14 protein-coding genes and 1 pseudogene are annotated in these 13775 nt (G+C 59.5%); 9 read left to right on the top strand and 6 right to left on the bottom strand.

What is annotated here, in order from left to right; translation table 11 throughout:
* Nucleotides 1-634: pseudogene (locus tag PA598K_RS36765) on the bottom strand (hypothetical protein); the annotation flags it as partial.
* Between the two features lie 165 nt (nucleotides 635-799).
* Between PA598K_RS36765 and PA598K_RS33250 the strand changes: the two are divergent.
* From PA598K_RS33250 to PA598K_RS33240, 3 genes are read left to right on the top strand one after another with little or no spacing between them, the layout of a single operon-like run.
* On the top strand, nucleotides 800-1111 hold the full coding sequence (locus PA598K_RS33250) for a nucleoside-diphosphate sugar epimerase (RefSeq protein WP_307719909.1): 312 nt from the start codon (nucleotides 800-802) through the stop codon (nucleotides 1109-1111).
* 41 nt (nucleotides 1112-1152) lie between these two features.
* The gene (locus PA598K_RS33245) at nucleotides 1153-1509 is read left to right on the top strand and encodes a restriction endonuclease subunit S (RefSeq protein WP_128661041.1); all 357 of its coding nucleotides are present in this window, start codon (nucleotides 1153-1155) and stop codon (nucleotides 1507-1509) included.
* Nucleotides 1510-1512: 3 nt separating this feature from the next.
* Nucleotides 1513-1812 (top strand): hypothetical protein, encoded by a 300-nt coding sequence (locus tag PA598K_RS33240; RefSeq protein ID WP_128661040.1) that lies wholly within the window; start codon nucleotides 1513-1515, stop codon nucleotides 1810-1812.
* A gap of 172 nt (nucleotides 1813-1984) precedes the next feature.
* On the opposite strand, the gene PA598K_RS33235 is transcribed toward PA598K_RS33240, so the two are convergent.
* Both PA598K_RS33235 and PA598K_RS33230 read right to left on the bottom strand, forming a co-directional pair.
* Nucleotides 1985-3064, bottom strand: coding sequence for a YheC/YheD family endospore coat-associated protein (locus tag PA598K_RS33235; RefSeq protein WP_185602381.1), 1080 nt, complete (start codon nucleotides 3062-3064; stop codon nucleotides 1985-1987).
* Between the two features lie 182 nt (nucleotides 3065-3246).
* Nucleotides 3247-3696: a hypothetical protein gene (locus PA598K_RS33230; protein WP_128661038.1), complete on the bottom strand. Its 450-nt coding sequence runs from the start codon at nucleotides 3694-3696 to the stop codon at nucleotides 3247-3249.
* Nucleotides 3697-3871: 175 nt separating this feature from the next.
* Here PA598K_RS33230 and PA598K_RS33225 point away from each other — a divergent pair, with 175 nt between their 5' ends.
* Nucleotides 3872-5062 (top strand): phosphotransferase, encoded by a 1191-nt coding sequence (locus PA598K_RS33225; RefSeq protein WP_128661037.1) that lies wholly within the window; start codon nucleotides 3872-3874, stop codon nucleotides 5060-5062.
* A gap of 112 nt (nucleotides 5063-5174) precedes the next feature.
* On the opposite strand, the gene PA598K_RS33220 is transcribed toward PA598K_RS33225, so the two are convergent.
* A complete protein-coding gene (locus PA598K_RS33220) occupies nucleotides 5175-6188 on the bottom strand; it encodes a glycosyltransferase family 4 protein (protein ID WP_128661036.1) in 1014 nt (337 codons plus the stop codon).
* 12 nt (nucleotides 6189-6200) lie between these two features.
* The gene (locus tag PA598K_RS33215) at nucleotides 6201-7475 is read right to left on the bottom strand and encodes a nucleotide sugar dehydrogenase (RefSeq protein WP_128661035.1); all 1275 of its coding nucleotides are present in this window, start codon (nucleotides 7473-7475) and stop codon (nucleotides 6201-6203) included.
* A 206-nt stretch (nucleotides 7476-7681) separates the two neighbouring features.
* Between PA598K_RS33215 and PA598K_RS33210 the strand changes: the two genes are divergently transcribed.
* The 4 genes from PA598K_RS33210 to PA598K_RS33195 all read left to right on the top strand — a co-directional run bounded on the left by PA598K_RS33210 (nucleotide 7682) and on the right by PA598K_RS33195 (nucleotide 11552).
* A complete protein-coding gene (locus PA598K_RS33210) occupies nucleotides 7682-8638 on the top strand; it encodes an SDR family oxidoreductase (protein WP_128661034.1) in 957 nt (318 codons plus the stop codon).
* The gene (locus tag PA598K_RS33205; protein ID WP_185602380.1) at nucleotides 8635-9540 is read left to right on the top strand and encodes a glycosyltransferase family 4 protein; all 906 of its coding nucleotides are present in this window, start codon (nucleotides 8635-8637) and stop codon (nucleotides 9538-9540) included. The genes PA598K_RS33210 and PA598K_RS33205 overlap by 4 nt, the downstream gene beginning before the upstream one ends.
* A 21-nt stretch (nucleotides 9541-9561) precedes the next feature.
* Complete coding sequence (locus tag PA598K_RS33200) at nucleotides 9562-10479, top strand: glycosyltransferase family 4 protein (protein WP_128661032.1); 918 nt, start codon at nucleotides 9562-9564, stop codon at nucleotides 10477-10479.
* A 116-nt stretch (nucleotides 10480-10595) separates the two neighbouring features.
* Nucleotides 10596-11552: a glycosyltransferase gene (locus PA598K_RS33195; RefSeq protein ID WP_185602379.1), complete on the top strand. Its 957-nt coding sequence runs from the start codon at nucleotides 10596-10598 to the stop codon at nucleotides 11550-11552.
* Between the two features lie 61 nt (nucleotides 11553-11613).
* On the opposite strand, the gene PA598K_RS33190 is transcribed toward PA598K_RS33195, so the two are convergent.
* Nucleotides 11614-12498 (bottom strand): hypothetical protein, encoded by an 885-nt coding sequence (locus PA598K_RS33190; RefSeq protein ID WP_128661030.1) that lies wholly within the window; start codon nucleotides 12496-12498, stop codon nucleotides 11614-11616.
* A gap of 188 nt (nucleotides 12499-12686) precedes the next feature.
* Here PA598K_RS33190 and PA598K_RS33185 point away from each other — a divergent pair, with 188 nt between their 5' ends.
* Nucleotides 12687-13493 carry a glycosyltransferase family 2 protein gene (locus tag PA598K_RS33185; RefSeq protein ID WP_128661029.1) on the top strand — a complete coding sequence of 269 codons (807 nt, stop codon included), beginning with the start codon at nucleotides 12687-12689 and terminating at the stop codon, nucleotides 13491-13493.
* Nucleotides 13494-13775: the final 282 nt, after the last annotated feature.

Below are 13775 nucleotides of genomic sequence, written 5' to 3'. Positions count from 1 at the left end.
CGGGCCCGGTCGAGCGGTCAGAGCCGGAGCCGTCCTCGGCGCGCTCAGACGGCGACGCGTCCACTTTCGCACGCACTGCATCCTCACTCAGCGTCCACACAGTGTCCTCTGGGCGAGCATTCTCGTCCTTATGAGCTTGCGCTTGAGTTTCCTCTCCATCGTCCTTCGTCCGCTCATCCTGCCCGCCTTCTACCTCTGGGGCAGTCTCCGGGGCATCGATTTGCATATTCTGCGACAGCGCTGCGGCAGTTTTGACCTTTTTGCGTCCCCGGCGTCGCCGCTTGGCCGCTTGGCCGCTCGGTTGCTGGGACGGGGGCGGCTCAGCCGCAACGTGCTCGTCCTGCTCGGATGGCCGTGCTTGGTCGTCAGCTCGCATCGTATCGCCGGGCTTGTCTGCCGTATCGGGTGGAGCGTCGTCGACCTGCTGTTCGAGCGTATCCGCATCCTCCGTCTGCTGCTGCTTGCGACAGTCGCGGCAGGTGCCGCGGCGCGCGCCTTCACGGGAGCGTTTGCCGGTTCTGCGGAGGAACTCCGATACCGGTTTATGCTCGCCGCAGGAGGCGCATTCCTTGTGAGCCGCTTCGGTCACGGGCTCGGTATGTGCAGTCGTAGTATCCTTAGCTTTCGTCGTCATGTGCTCTCATCCCCGATCTCCGGTACGGCATGATGTTCCTTGCATTATATCATATTTTGAGTCAAAACCCTCGTACCCTAATCCTATCCCTGTCAGGGTGTTCATAATCACAGTACTATACAGTAGCAGCCTTCTGCGGGCCGCATATGCTAATAGGAGCTTTGGATGCAGGGAGGTATGAAGTCGATGGAGCATATGGTCGATCGAGTCATCGGGCACCTGTCCGCATCGCACCGGCATCTCGCGCGGATCCTGGATGCGGAACGCCATGTAGCTGTCCGGATGGGCGAGGTGGTGCATGCCCTCCCCGACCATAACCCGGCCTTCGAGGGCATACCGGCGCTTCTGGAAAATTCGCAGCTGATCACCAAAAGTATGGTTGGCTACCTCAATACGCTGGCTGATCTGGAGGAGACGCTCGCGGACCACCTGTCGCATGTGATGAAGGAGCTGGATGGCGGTACGGGCGAGGAGTAACGTAAGGCGAGAAGTAACGTAAGGAGAAGGAGGATGGCGAGATGAGTCGTGAACAGACGTTGCTGAGCTTCCTGGACTCATCGGCCCATTTGCAGTCCAATATGGCGATGATTCTCGAGGCGAAGGCCGTGGAGGCGGAGAAGGTGCGGAACTGGATCTGCAATCATATTCGCAACGACTCGTTTGCCAGCCAGCAGCAGTTGGTCAAGGAGACGATGGATGTCCACGAGCAACTGATCGAAGTGATCGACGGCTTGTCCAAGCTGGGGCAAGGCATGTGCAGCATGCTCAAGGTAGTGCTGCGACACGATGTCGAGGGCGCAGACGGTATGGGGAGCATGGACGGCATGGGGGGACTGTTCGGGGGCGGCTTCGACATGGAGGCGGGTGACAAGTAGTCTATGAGTCGTATGAACCGAGAGCGCGAGGTCAAGCTGGAGCTGCTGACCTCGCTGGCTCGCAGTCAGCACGCGATGTCTCGTATCCTGGAGAGTGTCGCGGAGGTAGCGGTAGCCACACCGGAGGCTGCGCGGGCGATCCAGCAGGAGCTGAGGGCGCTGACGCGGCTACAGCATGCGATCGCAGTCAATATCGCGCCTTTGCGGTTGGCGCCTCTCCATGAAGGCGCGCCGGGACCTGTCTGGCTGCGATCGGCCGAACTGGCGGTAGCCGGCTCGCGCAGGGAGACATCTTCTCCTTGAGCAGCCGGTTCTCATTGTGCAGTTGCGGTTAGAGAGGGACGAGCCTGATCGCTTCACGCTCGCGCCACAGCCTGTGGCGCTGCAGCACCGCGCAGAGAGCGTTCGCCCAAGCCCATGCGGGGGGCGATGCTGCAGCAACGGTTAACACGGGGACTGGTGCATGGGAGCGCGCTCAGCTCCCGCGAGCGCGAAGCTGGTCTAGCAGATGGCGTGCATAACCGATCGGATTGGCGTAGCTGCGGTACCAGGCATCCGTCAGGCCGGCCTTCGGGAAGCTGACGCGCAGGTCGCGGCCGTTGCACTCGATGAACATCGGGAAGCCGTCTGTCGTCAGCCCGATATCAAAGCCGAGATCGGCAAGTCCGGGCAGATGCCTGCTCAGATGTGTCGCAGCGGACAGGCAAAAGGTCGCGATCGCCGACTGCACCTGGGCGAAGCGCTCGGCGGACAGATGAGCCAGTACCTCGTCCAACTGATAGACGCTGCCGCCGCGGGCGATATTGGTGACCGGGCTGCCCGGCGGCGCGACCTTGGCGGCGATGCCTGTGATCGTCCAGTCTCCGCTGCGGTCGCGTTGGGCGGACACCCTCAGATCGAATGGCCGCCCCTCGTAGGTTGCGAGCGGCAGTCGCTGCTGGATCAGGTAGGTCTCTGCTCGCAGAAGGGCGCGTATCCGTCTCGGCAGTTCATCGTTGCATGGCTCCGTACGCCAGCCTGAGCGCAAGCGACGCGTCAGCTGCCAGCCTGCAGCGCTGCGCTCCAGCTTCATGACGCCGCGGCCGACGCTGCTATTGGCCGGCTTGAGGATCAGGGTATCGTGGCTTCGCTGCATCTCGCGCACGGTGTCTGCGTCGGCCTGCAGCGTCTCTGGCAGATGAGCTCGTAGCTGCGGCTCGAGCATGAGCAGCCGATGCAGCTCCAGCTTGCTGTAGCGATTCCAGCCGTTGAAGAGCCGCTTGCCCTGCCGACGCAGCTGTGCCAGCTTCGCCGCAGCCCGTCCGCCCTGATGGATCGCCCGATTATGGATGACATCGGGGATCGGGAGGGCTATCCGACGATAGCGTCCATCCCGTTGAGTATACGCCAGCACCGTGCCGTCGCGCCGCAGATCGCCGAGCCGAAAGAAGCAGGGGACAACGCCATGCTCCCTGGCTGCCTGCTCATAGTATTCGAACTTCTCCTTGCAAGGCGTCCCGGCCACGAGGCTTCGATGGGCCGAGGCGTTGATCAATATGCCGACTATAGACTGCATGGTGGGCATGCTCCTTCCCAAAACTATCGCTTCTTGCCATAGCTTATGAGAATCGTTGGTCCGGCGTATGGACGAATAGCATGCGGCTGCACCCAAACAGGTCAATATCAGACAATAAGGGCGGCTGGCAAGACCGGTGTTCGAGGAGGAAATCCCGCCATGGCTGCTCGCGCAGTCGAGTCTCAGCCGCCGCGATGGCCAGTCGTAGCATCCGCTGAAGAGGCGGCGTCTCTAACGGCTACAGCGACGATGCTGTCACCGATCTCCTGGCCGCTCAGCTGCCATGCGTCTCTGTCCTCATCCAGCTCATAGCGCAAACGGACCGTCTTCTTGTCGACGCTGCGCCACTGTTCATCGCCGATATAGGCGGCGATCTCTGCCGTCAGCATCGCTTCCCCGGTCGTGTAGGCGATCTCTTCCTCCTCGACGATCAAGGTCAGCAACGGGAACGGCTCGTCCGGCTGTGCGCCGACGGACCGTCCGAGCAAGGTGCTGTTGCCTTCCTTCAGATCGCGGATCACTTCCTCGGGCGTCGGCTCGGGCGGCAGCTTCATGGGCTCCTCCCGTGACTCTGCACAAGCCGCTCCCAGCAGCAGGATCGCCAACGCCGCGACCCATCTCCATCTCTTCATAGGTGTCCACCTCCTGATTGATCTGTCCATTATAGCATAGAGATATGACTACCGAGCGGCTGCTGGTCGCCTCGCTGCGCGGCTGTCCGGCAGCTCGCGCTCGCCGCAGACAGTAGCACCCCGCCCTCGCCCAACATAAGATAGAGGAGCACTGTAGAGCGAGGGATGATCGGTAATGACGATAATGCATGACCCGGAGGGCTACCGCAACGGCAGGACGGAAGGCTATCAGAAGGGCAGGGAAGAGGGCTTCCGCAAGGGACTGCAGGCTGCCAGGGATGCTCGGAGCTTGCCTCCGGCAGCGCCGCCTCTCGGCGAGATCAGCCTGCGATGGCGCGAGCTGGGCTGCGCCGAGCGGATCGGCGCTTGCATGGGCTCGCGGATCGTCCTGCGCGATCACGAGATGGCATGTTTGAAGGAGACGATCAACAGCGCCGTCTGGCAGCTGGCGATCGAGCGAGACGGACGGACGGAGCCGCTGATCCTGAAGATCTTCAAGGCTCCGATCACCGGGAGCGATCTGGTCGAGCTGAGCATGTATCGCTATGCGACGCCGCTCCTGGGGGAGCTCATGCCGGAGATCTATCTGGTCGAGATGCCGTCAGAAGGCGGAGAAGCCTGGGTGTTCATGGAGTATGTGCCGCAGCTCAAAGGTCAGCTCATCTTCACGCCCGATCACTTCGAGCGGATCGTGCCGCCGCTCGCCAGGCTCCACGCCCTTACTCACAACGAACGACTTGCGCCGTATCGGCAGCAATTTGCCGAGTGGCTGCCGATCTATACATCGGAGCAGGGCATCGCCGATCGCAAGCGGGTAAACGAGGAGATGCTCGTCTACCTCGATCAGGCGATGGAGCAGCCCGCGCTTGCCGAGCGGCTCAAGGCCGACGAGGCGATGCTGCGCAAGGTGCTGGCGAAGGGGCCGGATTATTTCCCCGAGCTGCTGGGGGCCGGACTCAGCATCACGCACAACGACCTGCAGACGCCGAATATCGGCTGCTACGATGCTGCCGGAGCCGAGTGGCGCATCAAGCTGCTCGACTGGGAAGGCGCCCGATTCGCCCCTTGCTGGTTCGATCTCTTCAACCTGATCGGCGTATTCTTTGCCTACCGCCGGGACTGGCGCAAAGACGAGGAGGTCGTCTCCGAGCGCATCTCGCGTCTGTATGCCTCCGAGATGGAGAGGCACGGCATCCTTTTCAAGGAAGATCCGGTGCGGCTCTACAAGATGGCCTACGTACAGCGGGTGCTCGAGCGCAGCCTTCATCTGCAGCTGCAGTGGGGTGTCCACGGCACCAAGCCGGCCCGCCTGCTCGAGAATTACGTCGACAAAATCAGGACTTGGGGCCGGGAGCTCGGACTGTAGCGTCGGCGCAGAGAGCGGCCCAAGCGCGCACAAGGCCTCCCCGGCAGTCTCTGACTGAAGAGGGAGGCCTTTCAACGATATCCACTCAGCCTACAAGGATGGCTTGCTTTGGCTAGAGCTGCTCATAGATGGTCTTCAGCTCCCTTGCCCGCGCATCGGCATCGTAATAGCGCTCGATGTACGCCCGCCCCGCCTGGCCGATCTGATAGCGCTGCTCGGGGTGCCGGATCAATCGCTTCAAGGTCGAATAGACGGTGTCCGGCGTGGCGCTGATGAGCGGCAGTCCGGGAGGGTAGGTCGGTCGGAAGACGTCGCTGATATAGCAGACGACAGGCTTGCCGAGCGCCATCCCCTCCAGGCTGAACACGCCAAACGAGCCTTGCAGCAGCTGGTCGATCAGGATATCTGCGGTCCGGTACCTAGCGATCGCTTCCTCGTGCGTCAGCTTCTCCACGAGCTCGAAGTCGAAGTTCAGGCCGCGCGCCCGCAGCCGGTCGATCGCCTGCAGGACGTACTCCGTCCCTTTCAGGTAAGTGTTGGTCGGGGCGTGCAGGATGAGCGGCCGCTTCTTCTCCGGCGACGGGTAGGCTGGACGGAACTTGGCCAGCGTAATCGATTGGCGCAGCAGGTGAATGTGCTTGTAATACGGCTGGATGTAGGAGAGCAGCTCATGGTCGGCGACGATCGCATGGTCAATATGGCTGGAGAGGATCCCCAGCTTTTTTTGAATTTCGTCCTCGCTGCGGCGCTGGCCGCCCTTGACCCGGACCATTTGATTGGCCTTGGCGCGCGCTACCGACAGCATCCGGACATCAGAGCCGCGATGCTGGACGACGATTTTTTTGCCCAGTTGCTTCAGATAGGCCAGGTCGCTGTAGTCCTCGCGGAACGTCTGGCCGAAGTGAAAGTGGAAGACGTCATAGCGCTGCGCAGCATGGGCCAGGAACCGCTCGCGAGTGTACAAGCGCTGCTCGGGTGTAAGCCGTTCATGGTGGAGGCACAGGTCGGGACGCTGAGGGACCGTGCGCTGGCGGAAATGACAGGACGTCGCGGCGACGCCGATCCGGCGCAACGCCTGACAGATCTCGATCATCTGGCGGCCGACGGGGAGGTGGAGGACGCGCATCGCTCCAGCCCCCTACTCGCCGACGCCAAGCCGCAGCACGGCAGCCTGGCCGATGTGTCCGCCCGTAACGTTGCGCGTGTCGAAGATCAATCGGGCATGCGCCAGCAGCAGATCGATCGGCAGATCGGCATGAGGCGTAGCGAGGATGACGATATCCTGGTCGGCGATCGTCTCCGGCATTAGCGGCGTGCTCGGCAAGCGCTCCCCTTCGAGCATGACCCACGGCACGAGAGAATCGTGATACGCCACCTCGCAGCCCTCGTCGACGAGCAACTGCAGCAGCTCCATGACGCTGGACTCGCGGATATCGCCGATATTGGGCTTATACGTGACGCCGACGACCAGTACCCGCTGCCCTTCGAGCGTGTCTGTCTTGTGATGCGAGCGCAGCCGATTCAGGATATAACGAGGCGTACTGTCATTGACGCTCTGGGCAAGTTCGATGAAGCGGCTGTGCAGGCCGAGCTCGCCGGCCTTCCACTGGAGATAGAGCGGATCGACGGGGATGCAATGACCGCCGACGCCGGGGCCTGGCGCGAAGCGGGCGAAGCCGAAGGGCTTGGTCGCGGCGGCGTCGATAATCTCCCATACGTCCAGATGCATGCCGTCGCAGAGGCGGGCGAACTCCTGGATAAAGGCAATGTTGACGAACCGGTACGTATTCTCGAGCAGCTTGGTCATCTCGGCCGCTTCGGTCGTGCGGACGGGGACGACGCGGTCGAATACGGCATTGTACAGATGATGGATCTGTACGAGACAAGCCTCGGTAACGCCGCTGATCACCTTGGGCACCGACAGGAACGGATGATGGCGATTGCCGGGATCGATCCGCTCCGGCGAATAACCGATATACAGGTCCTCGCCCGTCTTCAGTCCGCTCTGCTCCAGGATCGGCAGCAGCACCTCGCGGGTCGTCCCGGGATAGGTCGAGCTCTCCAGGATGACGAGCTGCCCTCGGACCAGATGCGGAGCCAACGCCTGGGCTGCGTCGGTCAGGCAGTCCAGGTCGGGCTTATCGTTCCGCACAGGCGTGGGGACACAGAGGATAACGGCCTGGGCTTGCCGTACTTCGCTGTACTGATCGGTCGTCAGCCATCTTCCAGAGACGAGCGCTTCGGCGAGCAGCCCGTCGTCGATATCGGGGAGCCCGCTCGCGCCCTGCGCGAGCATCTCGAGCCTGCGCGAGTCCCGATCCAGTCCGATGACGCTGTAGCCTTGCTGATAGAAGGTTAAGGCGAGGGGCAGCCCGACATAGCCGAGTCCCACTACAGCAATCGTACGGTACATGGTGCATCTCCACCCTTTCCATTCAGATTGAATTATCGACAGCGTATGCTGCGAATCTACGAACGGTATAGGCAAGTCTACCAACCAAAAAAATAGAGCTGCTATAGGTGCTTGGCGTGTCCGCAGGGCAGGTCATCTCATACATTGGAAGCACAACGACTATACATGGCCCGTGCGGCCAAATCTACCTGGGAGGCGGTGGAGGCATGGACAAATATGTCGTCACGGGCGGGGCCGGGTTTATCGGCTCCCATCTGACGCGGGCGTTAATCGCCAGAGGCTATCGTGTGACGGTGCTGGATAACTTCGCGACAGGCAGCCGTGACAATCTGCGCGGCATCGAGGCCGACATCGATCTGATCGAGGGCGACATCGTCGATTACAACATCGTGTCTCGCGCCTTGAAAGGGGCGAGGTACATCCTCCATCAGGCTGCGTTGCCGTCGGTGCCGCGCTCGATCAAGGACCCGTTGCGCAGCAATGCGGTGAATATTACAGGTACGCTAAATGTGCTGCATGCAGCTAAGGCTGCTGGCGCGGAGCGCCTCGTATACGCCGGTTCTTCGTCCGTATATGGCAATCAACCAGGCTTGCCGCGTGTGGAAACTATGCCGACGATGCCTGCCTCGCCCTATGCGCTTAACAAGCTGACTGGCGAAACCTATGTCCGCTTGTTTTGCGAGCTGTATGGCTTGCAGACGATAACGCTGCGCTACTTCAATGTGTTCGGACCGCGTCAAAACCCGCATTCGGCTTATGCGGCCGTCATCCCCAAGTTCATCGAGTCGATGCTCAGCAGGATACCTCCCCCAATCAATGGAGACGGTCGGCAATCTCGGGATTTCACGTATATCGACAATGTCGTCGCTGCCAATCTGCTGGCGTTGTTCGCGCCCACATTGGATGGCACAGCTGTCAATATCGGCGGTGGCGGCAGCGTGACGCTGAATGAAGTCTGTGCCAAAATCAACCGACATCTCGGTCTGTCGTTGCGACCAACCCATGGACCAGAGCGGACGGGCGATGTCAAGCATTCGCATGCGAATATCAAGAAGGCCGAGCAACTGATAGGCTATCGCCCGCAGATTGCCTTCGACGAGGGGCTGCAGCGGACGATTCAATGGTTTCAGGCTGCCAGAAGCAGTGGGGAGGGGAACCAATGAAAATTTTGCTCGTTCCCGACTCGCCCGGCTGGGCTTTTGACAATCGCGCGAAGGATTTGCTGACCTTGCGCTGGAATGGCATCTACCTCAACAAGAAATATCAGCCTCAGGTCCATGCAGACGATCAGAAGCGATACGATCTGATCTATCCGATGTCGCTTTCGATCGCTCGCAGGCTGCACAGAGCGGGAATTCCGCTGCACAAGATGGCCACAGGCATCACCTCGCTTCGAATATTCGAGAAGAAAAAGCTGTCCGGCGGCGGATTCGATGCAGAGTTCCTCTCCTTTATTCGGCAATTGCGAGGCATCAATGCCTGGTCCGATGAGATCGTTAACAGTTTCAAGCCGTATTGCTCCATCGCCAAGACGCGTATCGGCATCCGTGAGGATCGTTTCAGACCGGCGCTCAGACGTAGGGCCGGCGGTATGTTCACCGTAGGCTGGGCTGGCCGGATGGAAGATGCCAAATCGCGCGAGCTCAAGGGATACGACATCGTCGTCGAAGCATTAAAGGGACTGTGCGTCAAGTTCGAAATCCGGAGCTTCAAGGATAATTATGTGCCGCGTACGCAGATGGCGTCTTTCTATCAAGGGCTGGACTGCTTTATTTGCTCCAGCCGTTCGGAGGGGTTGCCCAACCCGGTTCTGGAGGCTGCGGCCTGCGGCGTGCCGATCATCACGACGCGTGTAGGTATTGTGCCGGAGTTGATCAAACATGGCAGCAATGGACTGATCGCGGAGCGGCAGGCCGAGGCGATTCGGAATCAGGTCAAGTGGCTGATGCGTCATCCTGATCAGTGCGTGATGCTTGGTCAAGCGATCCGACAAACGATTGAGCGTCATTGGACGTGGGAGATCTGCAAAAAAGAGTGGGAGACGTTCTTTCTCTCATTGAGGTAGGCTGGAGAGGAGGTATTGTTTATGAAGGTATTGCTGGTGCCGACGACGCCTGGCTGGGCATTCGATAATCGGGCCAGGGACTTGATGACAGCCCGTATGCGGAGCGTCCGTTGCGAGATCAAATACATGGCCGATGTGCGCTCTGCCGACCAGGACCATTATGATCTGATCTACCCGATGACGCTGGACGGCGCGAGACTTCTTCATGAACGACAAGGGATCGCCCTGGAGAAGATGGCTGCAGGCGTAACCTCATTGCGGTCGCTGGAGCAACACCTGCTCGGGGAACGGCGATTCAGTCCAGCGTTCCTCCGCTATATCCGTCAGCTGAAAGGGATCAATTGTATGTCCAACGAGATTCTCAGGCTGTTCGCCGGTCAATCCCGCATTATCAAGACACGCGTCGGAATCGATACCGAGCTGTTCCGACCACGCGAGAGGCGTGGGGTTGTCGGAGGATTCCGGGTAGGCTGGGTCGGTCGGATCGACAAGCCGGTCTATCGACAACACAAAGGATATGATCAAGTGCTCAAGGCGCTGAATGGACTGGGGGTCGAGTTGGATATTCGCACCTACAAGGAACATTATGTGCCGCGTAAAGAGATGGTGTCATTCTATCAGGGCTTGGACTGTTACATCTGCTCGAGCCGTTCGGAAGGGCTGCCCAACCCGGTATTGGAGGCAGCGGCCTGCGGCGTGCCGATCATCTCGACCAACGTGGGCATCGTGCCGGAGTTGATCCGTCATCGGCACAACGGCTTGATCGTCTCGGGCTCCGCCGACTCGATCCGTGAAGCGGTGTGTTTTTTGATGAATGAACCGGATGAGCGTAGACGTTATGCCCAACGCATCCGGCAGACGATAGAGAGCAAGTGGACCTGGGCGCATTGCGCCAGAGACTGGGAGACATTCTTTCGCATCATCCAACGAGAGAGGTGAGTCTGATCAGAATATTATATATTGTGCATCAGGCCAATATCGGAGGACTTCAGACAACGCTGCGGACGCGAATGCAAGTCTTGAGAGAACAGGGGATTCAATCGGAGGTTATCTTTATGAAGGGAGGTCCTGGCGAGTATCTTTTCAAAGGGCTTCCCTATAGCATCGCTGAGACGGGGGAAATCTTCAAATACAAGCTGTTGCAAAGAAAATATGACTATTTGTCCTTTATCTATAGCCTGGCTTATCTCCAATGGGTACCTCCAGGCTATCCAGCTAAGCTGATCTATGAGCTGCGCGGCTGGAATATCAAAATCGAGAAATGGATCGAAAGCTTGGAGCACGAGAAACAGTTGCACGGCATTATCTGCATCGCCAGCTATCTGGAGGGACTCGTACGTCAGCGTCTGAAGCGAGAGGTGCCGATCTTCGTGGATGGCAACACGGTGCATCGAATGTTTCGACCGCTCCGTCATCCCTCCGATGTCTGGGAGGACTGTCCGCAGCCACGAAGCGGTCATCATATTATCGCTTATATAGGGCGCTTGGAGCAGAGCAAAAACTGGCGACAGTTTCTGGACATTTGCGCTAAAGTCGCCATACTGGAGCCAATCGAAATATGGATTGTGTGCAATCGAAAAGATACGCGAGAGATGCAGCTATTGGTGGATCGCGTTGCCGAGCTCGGATTGAAAGACAACACACGTATCATCTCGGAGGTTCCCAACGGTTGGATGCCTGCGTTGTATGCTGCGGTACGTCGCTCCGGCGGCCTCCTCCTATCCACCTCGCTGCGCGAAGGACTGGGCAATCATATACTGGAACCGCTGGCTTGCGACGTGCCTGTCGTCAGCACTAATGTACCAGGGAAAAACGAAATCATCCGACATCGTTACAATGGCATGCTCTACCCGTTAGAAGCTCCAGGCAAGGCAGTGCGTTATGTATTGGAGGTGCTCCGGAGTCATGAATTGCGCAGGAAGCTGCGCAGGGGCGGACAACGCACGATTCATACGGAATTCAACAAGGTCAGATATGTTGCCAGGTATAAGAAGATCCTTGCCAGCTTGTAGCGGGCAAGACAAAGGGAGACTGCATGAACTGTGCGGCCTCTCTTTGTTGTTCGTATCCGAGCTAGTCTAGCAAAGCTAAAAGCTTGCGCAGCCTTCCGCCGATCCGCTCGCCGAACAGGATCCGGCCAAGCGGGAGCACTCTTTCATGGGGGATGAGTTCCAGCATGTCTAGAAACAATGGATCATCAAAGTAGTTCATCAACTGGGGTGTGATGACCGCGAAGGTTGAGCTGTCCCAATATTCGTCTGCTGGCTGGTTGTATCCGAGATAACCGGCTTTGATCTCTCCACGAACGACTTTGCCCAGATGGAAGCCATGATGGGGACGGTAATGCATCTGGTCGAGACCTGTAAAGCCAATGCCTTGCTCGACCATACGGTACAGAAATACTTCATCGCTATTGCCCTTGGTTACCATATCGCATAACTCACCCAAATGACTTCGATAGTATTTAATAACCGGGGTCATCTTGTCGTAGTATTCCTTCGTGCGGATAAAATGAAGCCCAGTCAATCGTTGCGTGCCTGGCCGAATCGCATTGCTGTAAGGCAAGCCGGTCGTCGTACAATGCTCCAGATGGGCTTCAAGTATGCCGGGCGATTCCTTGACGATGAGAAAATCGACATCGCCGATATAGATGTTCTGAAAATGCATCACCTCCCGGTGCGGGATGAGCCAACGAAGTGCTTTCTTGCTTTTAATGAGAGACCTTTGGTTCGCCGGGGACAGTTCGTTTTTGTGCATAAAGTTGGTCCGAATCTCGAAAGTGTCTGGGAATCGTCGTTCCAGCAGCTCAAGACAGCGGTTCTCCTGCTTAGACAGTTTGCCTTGCATGAACACTTTGATCCCGTAATCGGGGTAGCTTGTCAGCATGCTGTAAATGTAAAAAGGAATGAAGCGCGTATAGTCTCCGAAAACAAAAGGGGTGATACCCATCTCTTTCATCTTGCCACCCTCCTCCTTAAAGTACTCTATTACTCTATGCAAGAAAAAATAGGATTGCTATGGACTAAGGCACCAGACGGATCTGGATTAATCCCGGCTCCAGGGGACGAATGCCGTTGCCTTCGCGGCGGCTGTACATACACTGTGGGTAGCATGGATTAACAACTACGATGAGGCAGGTGAGGCATATGCCGAGACGGAGCAAGGCGAAGCCGCGCTCTCGGAGGAAGCTGAGGCGCGCGCTGTTCACGATCGCGCCTACCGATGCGCCCAAGGTGTCGGTGATCATCCCTGTCGTCAATGAACGCCGCACGCTGGGGGCGGTCATCCGCGAAGCAGCCCAGGTCCATCCCGCAACAGAGGTCATCGTCGTCGCCAATGGCTCGACAGATGGCTCGGCGGAGCTGGCGGAGCGGATGGGTGCCCGGGTGCTCCGCTATCCGAGCCCGCTCGGGCATGATGTCGGCCGCAGCATCGGCGCGCGCGCGGCGCGCGGCGAGATCCTGCTCTTCACGGACGGCGATATCGTCGTCGCGGCGCGGGATCTGCGGGCGCTGTCGGCTGCTGTCGAGAGCGGAGCGGATGTGGCGCTCAACGCGTATCTCGGCCCGACTGGCCTGAGGCAGGTGCATGGCGTCGTGCTGGCGAAGCATGCCCTCAATCTGATGATCGATGATCCGGCGACGACAGGCGCTTCGATGACGACGATCCCGCATGCGATCAGCCGGCGAGCTCGGGATATGATCGGCTGCGACAACCTGGCAGTGCCGCCCAAGGCGCAGGCGATCGCCGTCTGCCACGGCTTGCAGATCCGCGCTCCGCACTATGTCGAGGTGGGGCGGCGCAATCGCCGCCGGGCCAGAGGCAAGGGGAGCGATCCGCTGGAGCGGCTGATCGTCGGCGATCATCTGGAGGCGCTGGCCTGGTATATCGGGCAGACCGGGGCTCGGGGACGGATGCCTGACGACGGGCGCAGCCGGGAGAGTGTGTGCTGATGGCGGGGCGCAGCGCACGACGGAGACGAACGGTCGGTCGGCGTCCTCGGACAGGGAGCTCCCGGACAGGAAGCAGCAGACGCGGCCGCGCGCCACGCGCGAACGGGCGGCGCAAGTCGCGGCAAAGCATGACCGGGCGCCGGGGCAAGCTGCGGCGACGCAGCGGTCGGGCGGTCTCCGGGCCGAGCGTCGCTTATCGCTCGGAGCGGGCCCATGCCGCAGGCGCAGCGGCAGCGACGACAGCACTCAGCCACCGCACCGCCGAAGCTGCGCCAAGCGACG

It is taken from the genome of Paenibacillus sp. 598K, from assembly GCF_003851045.1.
In the GTDB taxonomy this organism is placed as follows: Bacteria; Bacillota; Bacilli; order Paenibacillales; family Paenibacillaceae; genus Paenibacillus_D.
Note: the sequence above shows the minus strand (reverse complement) of the source record. Positions and strands in the feature narration are given on the sequence as shown.